This window comes from Paraburkholderia strydomiana, assembly GCF_031456815.1.
GTDB lineage: Bacteria > Pseudomonadota > Gammaproteobacteria > Burkholderiales > Burkholderiaceae > Paraburkholderia > Paraburkholderia caledonica.
The window spans coordinates 366,282-384,725 of record NZ_JAVDVL010000005.1 but is presented as its reverse complement, the minus strand read 5'-3'; the positions used below and the strand labels follow the sequence as shown (position 1 = coordinate 384,725).

Sequence of the window (18,444 nt, the reverse complement as noted above, 5' to 3'; positions counted from 1 at the left end):
ATTGACTGTTCCAGGAATCCATGAACACACCGCTCGCTACCGCTTCAGGCACTCCTTCAGCTACTGCTTCAGGCGCTGCTCCCGGCGCTGTTGCTGGCACCGCCGGCGGCGCGCCCTCGGGGCATTCCGCCACGGCGCTGCCGGTGCTGCCGCGTCCGTCCGCCGATGAGTTCGCCGCAGTGCTCGAACATGGCGCGTACATGGCGCTCACGCAGTTCGGCGTAATCGACGCCACCGGCGACGACGCGGCGAGCTTCCTGCACGGGCAGTTGACCAACGACACGCAGCACCTGGACGCCGCGAACGCGCGTCTCGCCGGTTATTGCTCGGCGAAGGGACGGTTGCTGGCATCGTTTCTGACGTGGCGCAGCGGCGACACGATCCGTCTGCTCGTCTCGAAAGACGTGCAGGCGGCGGTGCAAAAGCGGCTGTCCATGTTCGTTTTGCGCGCCAAGGCGAAGCTCGTGGATGCAAGCAGCGAACTCGCCGTGATCGGCCTCGCGGGCGATGTCCGCAAGGCGCTGTCCGGCGTGTTCGACGCGCTGCCCGACGGCGTTCATGTAAAGGTGGACGGCGCGGCCGGCTCGCTGATCCGCGTGCCCGATGCGTTCGAGCGTTTGCGCTATCTGTGGATCGGCCCGAAGGCGCAAGTCGAAGCGCACTTGCCGCCGCTTCGCGAGAAGTTGAAGCAGGTTTCGCCCGCAGTCTGGGACTGGCTCGACATTCGCGCAGGCGAGCCGCGCATTACGCAGCCGGTGGTCGAGCAATTCGTGCCTCAAATGGTCAATTTCGACGTGCTCGGCGCGGTCAATTTCCGCAAGGGCTGCTATCCCGGTCAGGAAGTGGTGGCGCGCAGCCAGTATCGCGGCACGATCAAGCGGCGCACGTCTCTCGCCAACGTGGCGGGCGAACTCGATACCGCGAAGGCCGGCGCCGAACTCTTTCACTCCGACGATCCGGGCCAGCCGTGCGGCATGGTGGTGAACGCGGCATCGGCGCACGACGGCGGCGTCGATCTGCTGGTCGAGATCAAGCTGGCGGCGCTCGAAAGCGGCTCGGTGCATCTAGGCGAGGCGCAAGGCCCGGCGCTGCAGTTCCTCGCGCTTCCGTACGGCCTGCCCACCGAGGTTTGAACGCCTGGAAGATGCGACGCGGCGCTGTTCGATGAAAACGCGCCGCTTCCTCGCTGCGCCCTCGCCTGAACTTCTGCCCGCCATACCATTTCAGAAGTCCCCAATTGGGAGATGTCCCCGATGTGCCTGATTGTCTTCGACTGGCGACCCGATGCGGTCGACGGCCCGATCTTCACGCTTGCCGCGAATCGCGACGAGTTCTTCCGGCGCACGGCCGAGCCGATCGCCTGGTGGAGCGACGCGCCGGGCGTGCTGGCCGGGCGGGACTTGCTTGGCGGCGGAACGTGGCTCGGCATGTCGCGCGACGGCCGTTTTGCTGCGCTGACCAACTACCGCGCGCCGCACGAGATGCGCGCAGATGCGCCGACTCGCGGCACGCTCGTCAGCGACTGGCTGGCTTCGGGCAGCGCCGGCGGGAATGGCAGTCAGAACGGCATGGAGAACGGCGATGAGAACGGCAGCCCGCACGAAACGCCGCTGGCCTATCTGCAACGCGTTGCGAAGACCGGCGACATGTACAACGGCTTCAACCTGCTGGTCGGCGACTGGACGCGTCGCGAACTCGCCTGGTATTGCAATCGCTCTAACGCCGCCCCCGCGCTGCTTACGCCCGGCACACACGGCATCTCGAACGCGGTGCTCGACACCCCGTGGCCGAAGCTCGTCAGAAAGCGGGCCGAATTGAGCGCGCTCCTAACGCGCAACTCGATGCCGCCGCTCGAGCGCCTGATCGACCTGATGCGCGACCCGCGCGTCGCCCCCGACGACGAGCTGCCTGCCACCGGCATTCCGCTCGAACGCGAGCGGGCGCTGTCGGCGGCATTCATCGAAACGCCGGAGTACGGCACGCGCGGCACGACGGCGTTACGGGTAGTTGCGAACGCGGAGATGATCAGCGTGGCGGTGGCCGAGCGAAGCGACGACAACGGCTCACACCGGATCGTGCGCCCGGGTGACTTCGAGCGCAGCTTCGCATTCAACGTCGAGCCGCAAATCGCGTAATCTCGCGTAATCATTACTCGCCGAATGCCCTGCGCAATGCCGCCGCGGCCTCCGCGTGCGCATGCGCAACATCGGGCACGAAGCCGCCCATCTTGAAGAACTCGTGGATCATGCCCGGATAGCGCCTGAGCGTGACTTCGTTGCCATGGTCGCGCAGCTTCTGCGCATAGGCATCGCCTTCGTCACTCAACGGATCGTATTCGGCAGTCGCGATCCAGGCAGGCGCGAGTCCGCCGAACTCGGGTGCGCCGCGTGTGCCGTCGAGCGGTGCAAAGCGCCAGTCGTCGCGATCGCTCGCGTCGCGGACATATTGATCGAAAAACCATTGGATTGTCTCGCCCGACAGCAGGAACCCGTCGGCAAGTCGCGAGTGCGAATCGGTCTCCTGATAGCCGGTCGTGCCGGGATAGATCAGCAATTGCAGTGAGAGCGCGATGCCGGCGTCGCGCGCGAGCACCGCGCAAACCGTGGCGAGCGTGCCGCCCGCGCTGTCGCCGCCTACCGCAAGCCGCCCGGCGTCGATGCCAAATTCCGCGGCGTGCGCATGCAGCCAGACGAGCGCGTCGAAAGCGTCGTTGACGGCGGTCGGGAACTTGTGTTCGGGAGCGAGCCGGTAATCGACTGACAGCACCGCGCATTTTCCGTCGCGCGCAAACATGCGGCACAGCGCATCGTGCGTATCGACGCTGCCGACCGTGAAGCCGCCGCCGTGATAGTAGATCAACGCCGGAGCCGGCTCGGCCCAGCTCGGCTCGACGGTTTGATAAAGACGCGCGCGAATCGTTGCGCCGTCGCGCGTCGGTACGCGCAGGTCTTCGACGGCAAACATCGGCGCGCTCGCAATCTCGAGAATCGGCGCACTCTTCTCATACGACGCGCGCGCCGCTTGCGCGGTCATCTCATGGAGCTTCGGACGCTTTGCGCGCGCGATCATGTCGAGCACCTGCTCGATCTTCGGGTTCAGCGGCATGTGACGCAGGTAACGTTAAATGGCGCATACGCGCCGCAGGTTGAAAAGGCGCACGCGGCACTGCGCGCACCGAACGGCGGAACGGCGCTAGTCGGAATCCGCCTGCCTGACATCGGGTTTCAGCGACATCGGATCGGTGGGATCGCGCAACTGCTCGATGTCCTCGTGACGCAGTCTCACCGTTGCCATGATGGCCGGGTGCGTGATGATATAGAAACGGCGCTCGGCGATAGCCTCGAACGTGATGCCGGCGACATCGGCGGCACTGAGCTTGCCCGATTGCACCGCGCGCTGCAGTTGCTTGCCCGCGGCGATCTGCGAGCGTGTCGGGCGGCTCTCGTTGCGAAGTTCAACGGGCCGCGAGCGTTCGGCATCGGCGATGCCTGTGGGCACGAACGCGGGGCACAGCAGCGAACAGCCGACGCGGCGGCTCGCCTCACGCCCGGACTGCGCAATCTGCAGGTCGTGATACAGCGTCTCGGTGAGCGACACGACCGCGTGTTTCGACGCGTTGTAGACGCCCATCGCGGGCGGCGACAGCAGCCCCGCGACGGATGCGGTGTTGACGATATGCGCTGGCTCGTTCTGCGCCAGCATGATCGGCGCAAACGCACGCACGCCGTGCGCGACGCCCATTACGTTGACTCCGAATACCCACGACCAGTCGTTGGCGGCACTCTCCCACAGCAAGCCGCCCGAGCCCACGCCCGCGTTGTTGAACAACAGATGCACCTTGCCGAACGCATCGAGCGCGGCTTGCGCGAGCGCCTCGACCTGCGTTGCGCTCGACACGTCGGTCGGCACGCCGATCGCGTCGGCCCCCGCCGCGCGCAACGTATCGACGGCCTGCGCGAGCGCGTCGGGATTCAGGTCGGCGAGCACGAGCTTCATGCCGAGCGCCGCGCCTTTCTGCGCAAACGCGAGGCCGAAGCCGCTGGCCGCGCCGGTGATGACCGCGACCTTGCCTGCAAATTCGAACATCCGTGGACTCCTTTGTGTGCTGCAAACGCGGCTGCAAGTGCGGCTCCATACGCTTCCAACCGCCAGCCGCCGCCATGCCCTCACATCAGATCAATCGCACAAGTTGCTTGCCGAAATTCTGGCCTTTCAGCAAGCCGATGAACGCTTCGGGCGCCGCATCGAGCCCTTGCGCGATGCTCTCGCGATAGTGCAGCTTTTTCTGCGCGACCAGCGTGCCAAGCTGCTTGAGCGCTTCAGGCCAGACGTCCATATGCTCGCTGACGATAAAGCCCTGCACGAGCAGACGCTGCGTCAATATCAGCGACGGGTGCTTGAGCGGCACCGGCTGGCCGTCGTAGCCCGCAATGTATCCGCAGAGGGCGATCCGGCCGAACGGGTTCATGCGTGCAAGCGTCGCGTCGAGCACTTCGCCGCCGACGTTCTCGAAGCAACCATCGACGCCGTTCGGCGTCGCCGCCTTCAGGTCCTGATAGAGGTTGCCCGCCTTGTAGTCGATGCACGCGTCGAAGCCGAGCGTCTCCACCACGTAGCGGCACTTCTGCGGACCGCCCGCGATGCCCACTGCGCGCGCGCCCGCTTCTTTCGCCAGTTGGCCGACCACGCTGCCCACCGCTCCGCTTGCCGCGCTGACCACGACCGTCTCGCCGGCCTTCGGCGCGATGATCCGGTTCAGTCCGTACCACGCCGTCACGCCCGGCATGCCGACCGGTCCGAGATAAGCCGACAGCGGCACATGCGTGTCGTCGACTTTCTGAATGCCCGCACCGTTCGACGTGCCGTACTCCTGCCACCCAAACATTGCGACGACCTTGTCGCCGACCGCGAACTTCTCATTCTTCGATTCGACGACCTCGCCAACCGTGCCGCCGATCATCACTTCGTCGAGCGGTTGAGGCGGCGCATACGACTTGCTGTCGTTCATGCGACCGCGCATGTACGGGTCGAGCGACAGGTAGTGATTACGCACGCGCACTTCGCCATCGGCGAGCGGTGCAAGGGGCGTTTCGACGAGGCGGAAGTTCTCGGGCGTCACGGCGCCTTGCGGCCGCGAAGCCAGCACGAGCTGACGGTTGATCTGTGGCATGACATCGTCTCCTTAATTTTGCTGCTTCTGCTGATTATGAAGACCGGCTACAGGTTGCCGGGTGCATATCGCTACGGTTGCAGCGAGCCGTGCACCCGGCCTGCGCGCGGACAATGCGGAGCGAAACGCCGCATGTGCTCAGCCGTCGCTAGGACCGGGTTTCGCCGACGGGTCGCTGCGCAAGCGTTGACGCGTCACGTCGCGGCCCACGGCAAGGCGGCGCATGTATTTGAACGTGCCGAGCGCCTTGGCGACGAAGTGCCCTTCGCTATCGCGGATCTCGCCTTCGCAATACGCCATCGTCGTGGAGCGGTGCAGCACGCGGCCTGTCGCGCGCAACTCACCGCGGCCGGGCTGCATGAAGTTGACCTTCATTTCGACCGTGACCACGCCGACACCGTCGCCCGCGAGGCTGCGCGCGGCCATCGCGAGCGCAACGTCGGCAAGCGTCATGGTTACACCGCCGTGCGCGACGTCCCACGTGTTCATATGCTCGGGCAGCAAAGGCAGCGTCACTTCACTGACGCCGTCCGCCGCCGACACCAACTCAGCGCCGAGCCGGTCGACAAAGGGACTCTCAGGCAGCGACGCGCCCGTCGCGGTGGATGAAGATGATGATTCGGTCATTGCGGCTTCAGTGGACTTGTCTTGACATGAGGGCGGTGCAACTCGCAATGATGTGCAAACATGAGCATGCACGCGACGGAGCACCGCGCCAAAGGAGAGGAAATGATACCCGCTATGGCACTGTGCGGTATCGAGCGGCACTTCGGCTCGACGGGCTAAGCGGGCTAAGCGGCCTCACCGTATTCAACGGGCGCGGTGCGCTCACGCCGCTTGCGTCGCCGCGCGCGCGGCCATCGCTGTCGCAAGCCGGCCGAGCTTGAGCACCGCCTCATCCGCGAGTTCGAGGTCCGTGCTCGGACAACTGAGCCTGATGAACCGATCGAAGCGGCCCGCGTTCGAAAACACCGTGCCCGGCATCACGCGAATGCGTTGCTTCAAAGCGGCATCGAACAACGCGGCCGACGACACCGCGTGCGGCAACTCTATCCAGAAGAACATACCGCCAGCGGGCGGCGTAAAACGCGTTCCATCGGGAAAGGAGGTGCCGATTGCCGCCGACATCCGCTCACGCTGCAGCCTCAAGCGATCGCGCAAACGCCGCAAATGCCGTTCGTACGCGTTCGTTTCGAGAAACTCGGCAAGCACGACTTGCGACAACTGTTCGTTGTGACGCGACTGCGCAAACTTCAGCATGCCGATACGCGGATGCCAGCGCCCGCCGTTGATCCAGCCGATCCGCATGCCGGGCGCGAGCGTCTTGTTGAACGACGTGCAGTGGATCACGGTGCCGTCGGTGTCCCACGCCTTCAGCGAGCGCAGCGGCTGCGCGCTGTCGACAAGCTCGCGATATGGGTCGTCTTCGATCAGCGCGATGCGGGCTCGCGCGCACAGTTCGACCAGCCTCGCCTTGTGCGAATCGGGCATCACGCTGCCGAGCGGATTCTGCAAATTCGGCACGACCACCACGGCCTTGATGTCGGGATGCGTTTGCAACGCGAATTCGAGCGCCTCGATGGCAAGCCCGCTCGTCGGGCTCGCCGGAATTTCGAGTGCGCGCAGCCCGAGGCTTTCCAGCGCCTGGAGCAAACCGAAGAAACAGGGCGACTCGACGGCAACGGTGTCGCCCGGTTGCGTCACCGCTCGCAGCGCAAGATTGACGGCCTCGATGCCGCCGTGCGTCATGATGATGTCGTCCGCGCCGATCTGAATGCCCGCTTCGAGCGCGCGGCGCGCAATGATCGCGCGTAACGCCGGGTCGCCCTGGTCCGGCCCGACCGCGGTCAGCAATGTGGGCCGCCTGCGCAACGCGCGCAGCGCGGCTTTCTGCAATGCGTCAGTCGGATAAAGGTCAGCCGAAGCGGTTGCGCCGCCGAGATTGAATGCGTCCGGATAGCGCTGATATTGCGAAACGATCGCCGATATCGCCGAGTGAATACCGACGAACTGAGCGGCCTGCGGCAGGGCCGCGAGATCGGGCTCCGACGCCGCCGGCAACGCAGCGCGTTGCGAAGCGCGCACGAAGTAGCCGGCGCGCGGCCGCGCCTCGATTAGGGCTTCGCGTTCGAGCACGCGATAGCTCTCGGTCGCCGTCGCGAGACTTACGCCGTGGCGCTGCATGAATGCGCGCATCGACGGCATACGCTCGCCGGGACGCAGCACGCCGTTGCGGATTGCACGACGGTAGTGGCCGGCCAGTTGGCGATAAAGCGGCTCGCTCGCCGGCGAAACGTCCTTAAGCGCGAGGTCCGCGCGCTCGGACTGCATGACGGTGTCCATAGGGGTGTCCGGTTGCATGTAGGTGGATCGGCTCATCAACCGATGGTGCGCACTGCGGCGGCGCCGCGACAGATACACGTTCCTTGCATTTCGACCGATACAGCGCGCCAAACCGCCGTCTTGTAGCGGTTCAGATTGCCGATAACTGCGACTGTTTTCAAGGGCACCTGCTCAATATGCTGGATGGCATGCAAACGGTCTTAAGGAAACGGTCATGTCAACTCGCCCCAACGCCAATCTGTCCCGCCTCGCTGTCGGCCAAGTCGCCCTGCAGGACGTGCGCGCAAGAAGCACCGTCGTTGCCGTTGAGGGCGATCTGCAACTGGCGTTTCGCGATCATTCGCTTGCGTGGCTCGGCGATGCCGTTCCGTTGACGTCCGTCACCTTGCACGAGGGCCAGTGCTTCATCGTGCGGCAACACGGCATGGTATCGATTAGTGCCGCGGATGCGCAGGCCGCTGCCTTCGTGGTGCAACCGACGCTTCCTGAAAACAGAGGCAGCAGCGCGACAGGTCGAACCCTGCTCTGGTTAGCCGCATTCCTGAAAGCGACGCTGCGGCGCGCTGCTTAAGACGAAGCATGAGACGAAGATAAGACTAAACACGAGCGGTACCTGATTGACCCTCTCGAGAAGCCGCATCAGAAGCGCCCGCGCGCCGAAGTTCGCCAGCTACAATGCATGACCCCATCCGCTCTTCGAGGTGCCGGCCATGTCCTTCGTCCGCATGCTGTTCAGCGCGCGTTTGTGCCGCATGACCGCGTTATGCGCTGTCTTCGCGCTTACGATGAGCGGCTGCGCCGGATTTTTCGGCGATCCGTTACGCGTGAGCGTCGCCGGCATCGAACCGATGGACAGCCAAGGTTTCGAGATGCGTTTCAACGTCAAACTGCGCGTGCAAAATCCGAACGATTCAGCGATCAGCTTCAATGGCGTGTCGCTCGATCTGGAACTGAACGGCAAGCCGTTCGCGAGCGGCGTCAGCGACCAGAGCGGCACCGTGCCGCGCTTCGGCGAAACCATTGTCAATGTGCCGTTGACGGTGCCCGCGTTTTCCGCCGTTCGCCAGGCGTTCGCGTTCGCCGGTGTGATGCAGGGCAGCACCGCGCAGTCGGGCCAGATTCCGTACATCATGCGAGGCAAGCTCGCCGGCGGCCTGACCGGCACAACGCGCTTCGTCGATCAGGGCGCGTTGAGCCTGCCCTCGACGGGCATGGCTCTGCCCTGACCACGCGCTCTGCTGACCACGCCGTCAAGCGACTTCGAACAGCCCCGCCGCGCCCTGCCCGCCGCCGATACACATCGTCACCACGACGAGCTTCGCGCCGCGCCGCTTGCCTTCGATCAGCGCATGCCCGGTGAGCCGCGCGCCCGACACGCCATACGGATGGCCGACCGCAATCGCGCCACCGTTGACATTCAGACGGTCATGCGGAATGCCGAGCTTGTCGGCGCAATACAGCACCTGCACGGCGAACGCTTCGTTCAGTTCCCACAGGTCGATGTCCTCGACTTTCAGACCTGCCTGCTTCAGCAATTTCGGCACGGCGAAAACAGGGCCGATGCCCATCTCGTCCGGTTCGCAGCCGGCCACCGCGAAACCCCGGAAAATGCCGAGCGGTTGCAGCCCTTCGCGCTCCGCGACTTTCGCGTTCATCACCACGCAAGCGGACGCACCGTCTGAGAACTGGCTCGCGTTGCCCGCCGTGATGACGCCGCCCGGCAGCGCGGTGCGGATCTTCGATACGCCTTCGAGCGTCGTGTCCGCGCGAATGCCCTCGTCGCCGCTGACCGTCACTTCTTTCGTGTACAACCGGCCGGTCGCTTTGTCGGCGACGCCCGCGAGCACCGTCAACGGCACGATCTCGTCCTTGAACTTGCCGGCTTCCAGCGCCGCTGCGGCGCGCTGCTGCGAGCGCACGCCGTACTCGTCCTGACGCTCTTTCGAAATCGAATAGCGTTTCGCGACGTTCTCGGCGGTCTGCAACATCGACCAGTAGATTTCCGGCTTGTTCTTGCTGAGCCAACCGTCGGTCAACATGTGCTGGTTCATCTCGTTCTGCACGCACGAGATCGATTCGACGCCGCCCGCGACGAATACGTCGCCCTCGCCGGCCATCACGCGTTGCGCGGCCAGCGCGATGGTTTGCAATCCCGACGAACAGAAACGGTTCACCGTCATGCCCGGCACGCTGACCGGCAAGCCGGCGCGCAGCGCGATTTGCCGCGCGATGTTCATGCCCGTCGCGCCTTCAGGATTGGCGCAACCCATGATCACGTCCTCCACACGCGCCGGGTCCAGCTTCGCCCGTTCGACGGCAGCGTGCGTTACGTGCCCGCCGAGCGTCGCGCCATGCGTCATGTTGAAACCGCCGCGCCACGATTTGGCGAGCCCCGTGCGTGCGGTCGATACGATTACGGCGTCAGTCATGCGAGTCTCCTGCGTATAGATGGCGAGGGTGGCGCGTGCGTTTCGTGCGGGCGATATCGCCGCCGCGCCGCAATAACGCGCGCCACCGCTGTCGTTCGATATGAGCGGCGTGTGCCGTGTGCGGCGTCAGCCGTTAAAGCCCCGGCCTTGAGCCGCAAGTTCGGCGATGCTGGGCGCCAGTTGCCACGCGTCGCCATTCGGCTGCGATGCGTAGCGGCGAATTGCGCGCTCGACGTTGTAGAGGCCGACGGTGTCCGCGTACAGCATCGGGCCGCCGCGATACAGCGGGAAGCCATAGCCGGTCAGATACACCATGTCGATGTCCGACGGCTTCGATGCAATCCCTTCTTCGAGAATCTTCGCGCCTTCATTCACGAGCGCGAATACGAGACGCTCGACGATCTCGTCGTCGCCGATCTTGCGGCGCTGCGTGTTCGTTTCGTTCGAGTAAGCAACGATCATGTCGTCGACCAGTTTCGACGGATGCGCGGTGCGGTCGCCCGCCTTGTAGTCGTACCAGCCGCCGCCGGTTTTCTGGCCGAAGCGCCCCGTCTCGCACAGACGGTCGGCGATCTTCGAATAATGCATCTCCGGATGTTCTTCATAGCGGCGCTTGCGGATCGCCCAGCCGATGTCATTGCCGGCCAGATCGCTCATGCGGAACGGTCCCATTGCGAAGCCGAACTTTTCAATGGCCCGATCGACTTGCGCGGGCAGCGCGCCCTCTTCGAGCATGAAAAGCGCCTGGCGGATGTACTGCTCGATCATCCGGTTGCCGATGAAGCCGTCGCACACGCCCGACACCACCGCCGTCTTCCTGATCTTCTTCGCAAGCTTCATGACGGTGGCGAGCACGTCTTTCGCGGTTTCCTTGCCGCGCACCACTTCGAGCAGCTTCATGACGTTGGCCGGGCTGAAGAAGTGCATGCCGACCACGCCTTGCGGCCGCCTCGTGAACGCGGCGATCTTGTCCACGTCGAGCGTCGACGTGTTCGACGCCAGGATCGCGCCGGACTTCGCCACTTCGTCGAGACGCTTGAACACCTGCTCCTTGACGCCGAGTTCCTCGAACACCGCTTCGACGATCAGGTCCGCGTTCTTCAGGTCGTCGTACGAAAGCGTGGGCGTGATCAGCGCCATCCGCTCTTCGAGCGCTTCGGGCTTGAGCTTGCCCTTCTTCACCGTTGCTTCGTAGTTCTTGCGGATCGTGGCGAGGCCGCGGTCAAGCGCCTCCTGTTTCGTTTCGAGCAGCGTGACGGGAATGCCGGCGCTGATGAAATTCATCGCGATGCCGCCGCCCATCGTGCCCGCGCCGATCACGGCGACCTGGCGGATCTCGCGCACTGGCGTATCGGCAGGCACGTCGGGAATCTTGCTCGCGGCGCGCTCGCCGAAGAACGCGTGACGCAGCGCACGGCTCTCGGGCGTTTGCACGAGCGCGACGAAGCATTCGCGCTCGACCGCGAGGCCTTTGTCGAAGCCGTTTTTCACGCCGGCTTCGACTGCGTCGATACATTTGAGCGGCGCGGGGAAATTCTTCGCGACGGTTGCGACACTATTGCGCGCGAACTGGATGAAGCCTTCGGCGTTCGGATGCTCGATCTTGCGCTCGCGCACTTTCGGATGCGGGCCTTCTTTTGCGCCGACCTTGCGCGCGAACGCGAGCGCCGCTTCGGTGAGATCGCCGTCCGCGAGTTCGTCGAAGAGACCCGATCGGGCGAGGTCCTGCGACATGACAGGCGCGCCGGAAACGATCATGTTGAGCGCCGCTTCAAGGCCGATCGCACGCGGCAGACGCTGAGTGCCTCCCGCGCCCGGCAAGATACCGAGCTTGACTTCGGGCAACGCGATCTGCGCGCCGGGCGCGGCGATCCGGTAGTGCGCGCCTAGCGCGAGTTCGAGCCCGCCGCCCATCGCGACGCTGTGAATCGCGGCGACCACCGGTTTCGGGCTGCCTTCAACGGTCTTGATGACGGTGGCGAGCGTCGGCTCCTGCGTGGCTTTCGGCGTATTGAATTCGGTGATGTCGGCGCCGCCCGAAAAGGCTTTGCCCGCGCCCGTCAGCACAATGGCCTTGATGGCCGCATCGTTCTGCGCGCGCTCGATGCCCTCGACGATCCCCGCCCGGGTCGACAGGCCGAGGCCGTTGACGGGAGGATTGTTCAGCGTGATGACGGCCACGCCGTCATGGGTTGTGTAGTCCACTGCCATCTGCCTGCCTCCGTGCGATGCATCGCATCCTTGAGATGAGGCGGCGCAGCGCGCGCCGCCCGTCCGGGTCCACCAGACCACTGTGTCTGGCTTCAGTGCTCCAACCTTCGTCTCACGTTCAGGTCGGCCGTTCCGGTGTCAGCAGGCAGAATACACAAAAAAGCACGCTCGTTCAATTTATCATCAGCCCGGGTTTCCCCTGGCGAGCGGGCAGTCTCCCTCGAACATCTGGGCTTCCAGCGCCGACGGCAGAACGTGATCGCGGAAGATTTCGCGCAGCTTCAGCTTTTGCAATTTGCCGGTGGCCGTGTGCGGCAATTCGTCGACGAACACCACGTCGTCCGGGATCCACCATTTGGCGACCTTGCCGTTGTAGAACGCGAGCAGTTCTTCGCGCGTCACGTCGAAACCCGCGCGTTTGACCACGGCCAGCAGCGGACGCTCCGTCCATTTCGGATGAGCGCATGCGATGCACGCCGCCTCCGCGACCGCCGGATGCGCAATCGCGACGTTCTCGACGTCGATCGAACTAATCCACTCGCCGCCCGACTTGATGACGTCCTTCGAGCGGTCCGTGATCTGCAAAAAGCCGTCACGGTCGATAGTCGCGACGTCGCCGGTCGGAAACCAGCCGTCCACGAGCGGCGAGTCGTCCTTGCGGAAATACCGGTCGATCACCCAAGGCCCACGCACATACAGATCGCCAAACGCGACGCCGTCCCACGGCAACTCCGTACCGTCTTCGCCGACGATCTTCATATCGACGCCATAAAGCGCATGTCCCTGCTTCTCAAGCAGTTTGCGCTGCTCAGCCAGGGGGCGCTGCGATTGCTCCCACGTGAGCTTCGCCAACGTGCCGAGCGGCGACATCTCAGTCATGCCCCATGCGTGAATGACCTGTATGCCGTAGTCGTCCTCGAACGTGCGCAGCATTGCGGGCGGACACGCGGAGCCGCCGATCACCGTGCGCTCGAGTGACGAAAAGCGCACGCCGGCTTCGCGCAGATAGTTCAGCAGGCCGAGCCAGACTGTCGGCACGCCAGCCGAATAAGTGACGCGCTCGCGCTCCATCAGTTCGAACAGCGATTTGCCGTCCAGGTCCTTGCCTGGAAACACGAGCTTTGCGCCGGTGAGCGGCGCGGCGTGAGGGATGCCCCAGGCGTTGACATGGAACATAGGGACGACGGGCAGCACAGAATCGCGCGCGGACAGGCTCATTGCGTCAGGCAGCGATGCGCCGAACGCATGCAGCACCGTCGATCGATGCGAGTACAGCGCGCCTTTCGGGTTGCCCGTGGTACCTGACGTATAGCAGAGATACGACGCCTGACGCTCGTCGATTGGCGGCCATTCGAAATTGCCGTCCTGTGCGTTCACGAGCGTTTCGTAACTCAGCACGGGCGTTTTCATCGCAGGCAAATGTGCTTCGTCGGCGAGAGCGATCCAGCCTCGTACTTTCGGGCATTGCGGCGCGAGGCCGTCGACTAGCGGCGCGAAGGTCGTGTCGAACAGCACGTAGGCATCGTCGGCATGATTGATGATGTACGCAATCTGATCGGGAAAAAGGCGCGGGTTGATCGTGTGACACACGGCGCCGAATCCGGTCGTGCCGTAATAGGTTTCGAGATGCCGGTAGCCGTTCCACGCCAGTGTCGCAACCCGCTCACCGGAATGAACCCCGAGCGCCATCAAGGCCTGCGCGAGCTGCTTTGCGCGCCGTTCGCAATCACGATAGGTGTAGCGATGAATGTCGCCTTCAATACGCCGCGACACGATCTCGGTACTGCCGAAATGCCGCGCCGCGTGAGCGAGCAGCGAGGGCACGGTGAGGGGCACATCCATCATCTGGCCAAGCAGCGGCATCGTCATAAAGGGTCGTCTCCTGGCCTTTTTCTTTTCAGGGTTTGGACATTGAAGCGCCGTTCGGGAGAAACCGGCGCGGCAGTGAAATTGCTGAAGCAAGCGACAGGCGAGTCACGCATCCGCCACCACTGTAATGTCCGTATCGGGCATACGTGGGCCATACGCGAAGCCATACACGGGCCAAATGCCGGGCCGCCAGCAGCGCCGCGGGTGCGGACTTACAATATCGGTTAATAGTGAGGCGCTCAACATGTCGTTTTCCCCAAGCATTGCAGGCCTGTCCGGGCCTCTGGCGGCACTTTCCGAACTTCTTACCAACCCCACCGAAAGCGCGTTTGCGCGGCTTGGCAGCACGTTTCTCACGCGCCTGCCAGCCACGCCGCTGAGCGCGCCGTACCTGGTCGGTTTTTCCGCCGACACCGCCGCGCTGCTCGGGTTAGAGCCGGGCCTCGAAAAAGATCCTGCGTTCGCCGAGCTGTTTTCCGGCAATAGCACCCGCGAATGGCCGGCCGAGGCGCTCCCGTATGCGTCGGTGTACTCGGGGCATCAGTTCGGCGTGTGGGCGGGACAGCTCGGCGACGGCCGCGCGCTCGGACTGGGCGAAGTCGAACATGCGGGTCAGCGGTTCGAGCTGCAATTAAAAGGCGCCGGGCGCACGCCGTATTCGCGCATGGGCGACGGTCGCGCGGTGCTGCGCTCGTCGATTCGCGAATTCCTCTGCTCAGAGGCCATGCATCACCTCGGCATTCCGACCACGCGCGCGCTGTGCGTGATCGGCTCAGACCAGCCGGTGCGGCGCGAAGAGATCGAAACCGCCGCCGTTGTCACACGCGTTGCGCCGAGCTTCGTGCGCTTCGGCCACTTCGAGCACTTCTATTCGAACGACCGCACCGACGCGCTGCGCGCGCTCGCGGATCATGTGATCGAGCGCTTCTATCCGCATTGCCGCGAAGCCGACGATCCGTATCTCGCGTTGCTGAACGAGGCCGTGTTGTCCACGGCGGATCTGATGGTTGAATGGCAGGCTGTGGGCTTCTGCCACGGCGTGATGAACACGGACAACATGTCGATCCTGGGCCTGACCATCGACTATGGTCCGTTCGGCTTCATGGACGGCTTCGACGCGGGCTACATCTGCAATCACTCCGACTCGCAAGGTCGTTATGCGTATCGGATGCAACCGCAGATCGCGTACTGGAATCTCTTCTGCCTCGCGCAAGGACTGCTGCCGCTGCTGGGCGAACGCTACGAGCAAAGCGCGCGCAACGACAAAGCCATCGAAGACGCACAACGCGTGCTCAGCGGTTTCAAGGAGCGTTTTGGCCCGGCGCTCGAGCGGCGCATGGCGGCAAAGCTCGGCCTCGAAACCGGGCACGACGGCGACGCGCAACTGGTCAACCGCCTGTTCGACGTGATGCATGCGAACCGGGCGGATTTCACGCTGACTTTCCGCAACCTCGCCCGTATGTCGAAACACGACGCGAGCGGCGATGCGCCGGTGCGCGATCTGTTCCTCGACCGCGCTGCGTTCGATGCCTGGGCGAACGAGTATCGCGCGCGCCTGTCCCATGAAACACGCGACGACGCCGCGCGCGCCATTGCAATGAACCGTGTGAACCCCAAATTCATTCTTCGCAATCATCTGGCGGAAACGGCGATCCGCCACGCGAAAGATAAGGATTTTTCCGAACTTGAGCGTCTGGCCGCGGTGCTGCGTCGTCCGTTCGACGAACAGCCCGAGCACGAAGCGTATGCGGGGTTGCCGCCCGACTGGGCAAGCTCGCTGGAAGTCAGTTGCTCGTCATGACCCGCAAGCTGCAAGCCGCTCTCATTACAAGCCCGAGACAGGAACCGATATGAACAATCCCGACGACCTCAAGCACGACACCCCGGCGGTGCAGAAAGACGATACCGAGTGGCGCAAGCAGCTTTCCGACATCGAATATCAGGTGACGCGCCACGCGGCCACCGAGCGCCCGTTCACCGGCCGTTATCACGATCACTGGGAACGCGGCATTTATGACTGCGTCTGTTGCGGCACACCGCTGTTCGAATCGGATACCAAGTTCGACGCCGGCTGCGGCTGGCCGAGCTACTTCAAACCGATCAACGGTGAAGTGATTGCCGAGAAAACCGACCGGTCGCACGGCATGCTGCGCATCGAGGTGCAATGCAAGAACTGCGGCGCGCATCTCGGCCACGTGTTCGAAGACGGACCGGCGCCAACGGGTCTGCGCTACTGCATCAATTCGGCTGCGTTACAATTCGACCCCAAGTAACGCAGCGTTCGGGTTTGGCGCTCTCTGTGCCTGTGCTGGCGAATTGCGGTTGCTGTCGGCGAGTGCTCTGGCGTACGCCGACGCGGTAATGCGCCGAATCAACCGTGAGCCGCCAGGCCTGGGCCACAAGCAGGCATGGATGGCACAGTCCGCCCCGAACCGCAGGCAGACGCAACCGGCAGCTACCTGCGGCATCGGAAAGCGAACCGGGCGCCCGGCGCGGGCATCGCGTCACGCTGGCAGCCCGGTTTCGCGCGGACTGCGACGGAAATCAGTTCGCCTCCTCCGGCGCCGCGCCTGGTTGTGTGCTGCATGCCGCGGGGTGCCTCGTGCATGACGCCGCGCACTCGCTCCTCCGACCCACTCTCCGAGTTCCCGTCAGATAAATGAAATTCCTGTTCGATCTGTTCCCGATCATCCTGTTCTTCGTCGCCTTCAAGGTGTGGGGCATCTTCACGGCGACCGCAGTGGCGATCGTTGCCACGCTGGTGCAGATCGCGTGGGTCGCCTTCCGGCACCGCAAGGTGGACCCGATGCTGTGGGTGAGCCTCGGCGTCGTCACCGTGTTCGGCGGCGCGACGCTCGTTCTGCACAACGACACCTTCATCAAGTGGAAGCCGACTGTGCTGTACTGGGCCTTCTCCGTCGTGCTGATCGTGTCGCAACTCGCGTTCAACAAAAACCTGATCGAAGCGATGATGGGTAAGCAGATCACGCTGCCGCATGCGATCTGGGGCAAGCTGAGCGTGATCTGGGCAATCTTTTTCGTGCTGCTCGGACTGCTCAACCTGTTCGTCGCGTACAACTACACGACCGACCAGTGGGTCAATTTCAAACTGTTCGGCGCGACAGGCTGTCTGGTGGTGTTTATCGTCGGACAGAGCTTGTGGCTGTCAAAATACATGAAGGAGGAATGACATGAGCGATATGTTCATGCACGCCACCACTGCCGAGCGTGCCGCGCTGATCGAAGCGCGCCTTACCGCCGCGCTCGCGCCCATCGCATGGATCCAGATCACCGATGACAGCGCGCAGCACGCCGGCCACGCCGGCGCTGCCGCCGGCGGTCATTTCAGTGTCACGATCGTGGCTGCCGCATTCGCCGGCAAGCCCCGCGTGGCGCGGCATCGCATGGTGTATGATGCGCTGGCCGATGCCATGCAGCGCGGCATTCATGCCCTTGCAATCACGGCTTACACGCCCGAAGAATTCGCTTTGTTGCCCCGCTAGGAAACTTCCGATGACCTTGAAGAAAACCCGTCTTTGGGTATTGCTGGCTGCGTTTGCGGCCGCACCTGCATTCGCACAGAACATCGCCGTGGTGAACGGCACGCCGATTCCGAAAGCACGCGCCGACGCGCTGATCGACCAACTGGTTCATCAAGGCCAGCAAAACACGCCGCAACTCCAAATGGCCGTGCGTGAAGAACTCGTGAACCGCGAAATCCTGATGCAGGAAGCGCTGCGCCGCGGCCTGCCGAATCGTCCGGACATCAAGGCGCAAATTGCTGTCGCCCAGCAAACCGTCGTGCTGCGCGCACTGATCGAAGACTTCGTGAAGAAGAACACGCCGAGCGACGCGGAAGTCACCGCTCGCTACAACGCACTGATCAAAGACGCAGGCGGCAAGGAATATCACCTGCATCACATTCTCGTGGACAACGAGCAGCAGGCGAAGGACCTCATCGCGAAAATCAAGGGTGGCGCGAGCTTCGAAGATCTGGCCAAGCAGTTCTCGAAGGACCCGGGATCGGGCAAGAACGGCGGCGACCTGGACTGGTCTGACCCGAAGGCTTACGTGCCGGAATTCGCGGAAGCGGCCACGCATTTGCAGAAGGGCCAGATGTCCGACACGCCGGTGCATACGCAATTCGGCTGGCACATCATTCGCGTTGACGACGTGCGCAGCATCACGCCGCCGCCGCTCGAGCAGGTGCGCCCGCAGATCGTGCAGCAGATCCAGCAAGAAAAACTGCAGGCATTCGAAGAAGGTCTGCGTAAGAACGCGAAGATTCAGTAAGCGTTAATTCGCAATCTTCGATCTGGTATGAAAAAGCCCCGTTCAGTTGATGACTGAACGGGGCTTTTTTTGTGCCGCGCTTCGGCGGGCTTAGCCGCCACTCGACTGTGCGATTTCGCTGAGTGCGCG

The 18,444-nt window shown here is 63.7% G+C and carries 17 protein-coding genes; 9 read left to right on the top strand and 8 right to left on the bottom strand.

Going from position 1 to position 18,444, the window contains the following annotated elements:
• Nucleotides 1-20 precede the first annotated feature (20 nt).
• On the top strand, nt 21-1,133 hold the full coding sequence (ygfZ, locus tag J2W46_RS16835) for a CAF17-like 4Fe-4S cluster assembly/insertion protein YgfZ (RefSeq protein WP_310355118.1): 1,113 nt from the start codon (nt 21-23) through the stop codon (nt 1,131-1,133).
• 120 nt (nt 1,134-1,253) lie between these two features.
• Entirely contained in the window at nt 1,254-2,135 is an 882-nt protein-coding gene (locus tag J2W46_RS16830) for an NRDE family protein (protein ID WP_310355116.1), read from the top strand.
• Nucleotides 2,136-2,148: 13 nt separating this feature from the next.
• Here J2W46_RS16830 and J2W46_RS16825 read toward each other — a convergent pair whose 3' ends face one another.
• The 5 genes from J2W46_RS16825 to J2W46_RS16805 form a co-directional block, all read right to left on the bottom strand.
• On the bottom strand, nt 2,149-3,105 hold the full coding sequence (locus tag J2W46_RS16825) for an alpha/beta hydrolase (protein WP_310355114.1): 957 nt from the start codon (nt 3,103-3,105) through the stop codon (nt 2,149-2,151).
• Nucleotides 3,106-3,192: 87 nt separating this feature from the next.
• Entirely contained in the window at nt 3,193-4,086 is an 894-nt protein-coding gene (locus tag J2W46_RS16820) for an SDR family oxidoreductase (protein WP_310355112.1), read from the bottom strand.
• An 85-nt stretch (nt 4,087-4,171) separates the two neighbouring features.
• On the bottom strand, nt 4,172-5,170 hold the full coding sequence (locus tag J2W46_RS16815) for an NADP-dependent oxidoreductase (RefSeq protein WP_310355110.1): 999 nt from the start codon (nt 5,168-5,170) through the stop codon (nt 4,172-4,174).
• Between the two features lie 138 nt (nt 5,171-5,308).
• Nucleotides 5,309-5,797 (bottom strand): PaaI family thioesterase, encoded by a 489-nt coding sequence (locus J2W46_RS16810; RefSeq protein ID WP_310355108.1) that lies wholly within the window; start codon nt 5,795-5,797, stop codon nt 5,309-5,311.
• Nucleotides 5,798-5,998: 201 nt separating this feature from the next.
• A complete protein-coding gene (locus J2W46_RS16805; RefSeq protein ID WP_310355106.1) occupies nt 5,999-7,513 on the bottom strand; it encodes an aminotransferase-like domain-containing protein in 1,515 nt (504 codons plus the stop codon).
• 214 nt (nt 7,514-7,727) lie between these two features.
• Here J2W46_RS16805 and J2W46_RS16800 point away from each other — a divergent pair, with 214 nt between their 5' ends.
• Both J2W46_RS16800 and J2W46_RS16795 read left to right on the top strand, forming a co-directional pair.
• Nucleotides 7,728-8,084 (top strand): hypothetical protein, encoded by a 357-nt coding sequence (locus J2W46_RS16800; RefSeq protein WP_310355104.1) that lies wholly within the window; start codon nt 7,728-7,730, stop codon nt 8,082-8,084.
• Nucleotides 8,085-8,223: 139 nt separating this feature from the next.
• Nucleotides 8,224-8,739, top strand: coding sequence for an LEA type 2 family protein (locus J2W46_RS16795; RefSeq protein ID WP_020065924.1), 516 nt, complete (start codon nt 8,224-8,226; stop codon nt 8,737-8,739).
• A gap of 24 nt (nt 8,740-8,763) precedes the next feature.
• Here J2W46_RS16795 and J2W46_RS16790 read toward each other — a convergent pair whose 3' ends face one another.
• From J2W46_RS16790 to J2W46_RS16780, 3 genes are all read right to left on the bottom strand, one after another.
• Nucleotides 8,764-9,942, bottom strand: a complete 1,179-nt coding sequence (locus J2W46_RS16790; protein WP_088174524.1) for an acetyl-CoA C-acyltransferase — start codon at nt 9,940-9,942, stop codon at nt 8,764-8,766.
• 126 nt (nt 9,943-10,068) lie between these two features.
• A complete protein-coding gene (locus J2W46_RS16785; protein ID WP_310355101.1) occupies nt 10,069-12,153 on the bottom strand; it encodes a 3-hydroxyacyl-CoA dehydrogenase NAD-binding domain-containing protein in 2,085 nt (694 codons plus the stop codon).
• Nucleotides 12,154-12,336: 183 nt separating this feature from the next.
• Nucleotides 12,337-14,022: a 3-(methylthio)propionyl-CoA ligase gene (locus J2W46_RS16780; RefSeq protein WP_310355098.1), complete on the bottom strand. Its 1,686-nt coding sequence runs from the start codon at nt 14,020-14,022 to the stop codon at nt 12,337-12,339.
• A gap of 244 nt (nt 14,023-14,266) precedes the next feature.
• On the opposite strand from J2W46_RS16780, the gene J2W46_RS16775 reads away from it, so the two are divergent.
• The 5 genes from J2W46_RS16775 to J2W46_RS16755 all read left to right on the top strand — a co-directional run bounded on the left by J2W46_RS16775 (nt 14,267) and on the right by J2W46_RS16755 (nt 18,315).
• The gene (locus J2W46_RS16775) at nt 14,267-15,823 is read left to right on the top strand and encodes a protein adenylyltransferase SelO (RefSeq protein WP_310355096.1); all 1,557 of its coding nucleotides are present in this window, start codon (nt 14,267-14,269) and stop codon (nt 15,821-15,823) included.
• Nucleotides 15,824-15,872: 49 nt separating this feature from the next.
• A complete protein-coding gene (gene msrB / locus J2W46_RS16770) occupies nt 15,873-16,295 on the top strand; it encodes a peptide-methionine (R)-S-oxide reductase MsrB (protein ID WP_020065919.1) in 423 nt (140 codons plus the stop codon).
• 386 nt (nt 16,296-16,681) lie between these two features.
• Entirely contained in the window at nt 16,682-17,212 is a 531-nt protein-coding gene (locus J2W46_RS16765) for a septation protein A (protein ID WP_027778365.1), read from the top strand.
• A gap of 1 nt (nt 17,213) precedes the next feature.
• Nucleotides 17,214-17,525, top strand: coding sequence for a BolA family protein (locus J2W46_RS16760; protein WP_310355094.1), 312 nt, complete (start codon nt 17,214-17,216; stop codon nt 17,523-17,525).
• A gap of 10 nt (nt 17,526-17,535) precedes the next feature.
• Entirely contained in the window at nt 17,536-18,315 is a 780-nt protein-coding gene (locus J2W46_RS16755; RefSeq protein WP_020065916.1) for a peptidylprolyl isomerase, read from the top strand.
• Nucleotides 18,316-18,444 lie beyond the last annotated feature (129 nt).

Coding starts and splice junctions, on each gene's coding strand:
- J2W46_RS16830 (WP_310355116.1), top strand. CDS start 1,254: ATGTGCCTGATTGTCTTCGACTGGCGACCCGATGCGGTCGACGGCCCG.
- J2W46_RS16775 (WP_310355096.1), top strand. CDS start 14,267: ATGTCGTTTTCCCCAAGCATTGCAGGCCTGTCCGGGCCTCTGGCGGCA.
- msrB (WP_020065919.1), top strand. CDS start 15,873: ATGAACAATCCCGACGACCTCAAGCACGACACCCCGGCGGTGCAGAAA.
- J2W46_RS16765 (WP_027778365.1), top strand. CDS start 16,682: ATGAAATTCCTGTTCGATCTGTTCCCGATCATCCTGTTCTTCGTCGCC.
- J2W46_RS16755 (WP_020065916.1), top strand. CDS start 17,536: ATGACCTTGAAGAAAACCCGTCTTTGGGTATTGCTGGCTGCGTTTGCG.
- J2W46_RS16795 (WP_020065924.1), top strand. CDS start 8,224: ATGTCCTTCGTCCGCATGCTGTTCAGCGCGCGTTTGTGCCGCATGACC.
- J2W46_RS16810 (WP_310355108.1), bottom strand. CDS start 5,797: ATGACCGAATCATCATCTTCATCCACCGCGACGGGCGCGTCGCTGCCT.
- J2W46_RS16785 (WP_310355101.1), bottom strand. CDS start 12,153: ATGGCAGTGGACTACACAACCCATGACGGCGTGGCCGTCATCACGCTG.
- J2W46_RS16815 (WP_310355110.1), bottom strand. CDS start 5,170: ATGCCACAGATCAACCGTCAGCTCGTGCTGGCTTCGCGGCCGCAAGGC.
- ygfZ (WP_310355118.1), top strand. CDS start 21: ATGAACACACCGCTCGCTACCGCTTCAGGCACTCCTTCAGCTACTGCT.
- J2W46_RS16780 (WP_310355098.1), bottom strand. CDS start 14,022: ATGACGATGCCGCTGCTTGGCCAGATGATGGATGTGCCCCTCACCGTG.
- J2W46_RS16790 (WP_088174524.1), bottom strand. CDS start 9,942: ATGACTGACGCCGTAATCGTATCGACCGCACGCACGGGGCTCGCCAAA.
- J2W46_RS16820 (WP_310355112.1), bottom strand. CDS start 4,086: ATGTTCGAATTTGCAGGCAAGGTCGCGGTCATCACCGGCGCGGCCAGC.
- J2W46_RS16760 (WP_310355094.1), top strand. CDS start 17,214: ATGAGCGATATGTTCATGCACGCCACCACTGCCGAGCGTGCCGCGCTG.
- J2W46_RS16800 (WP_310355104.1), top strand. CDS start 7,728: ATGTCAACTCGCCCCAACGCCAATCTGTCCCGCCTCGCTGTCGGCCAA.
- J2W46_RS16805 (WP_310355106.1), bottom strand. CDS start 7,513: ATGGACACCGTCATGCAGTCCGAGCGCGCGGACCTCGCGCTTAAGGAC.
- J2W46_RS16825 (WP_310355114.1), bottom strand. CDS start 3,105: ATGCCGCTGAACCCGAAGATCGAGCAGGTGCTCGACATGATCGCGCGC.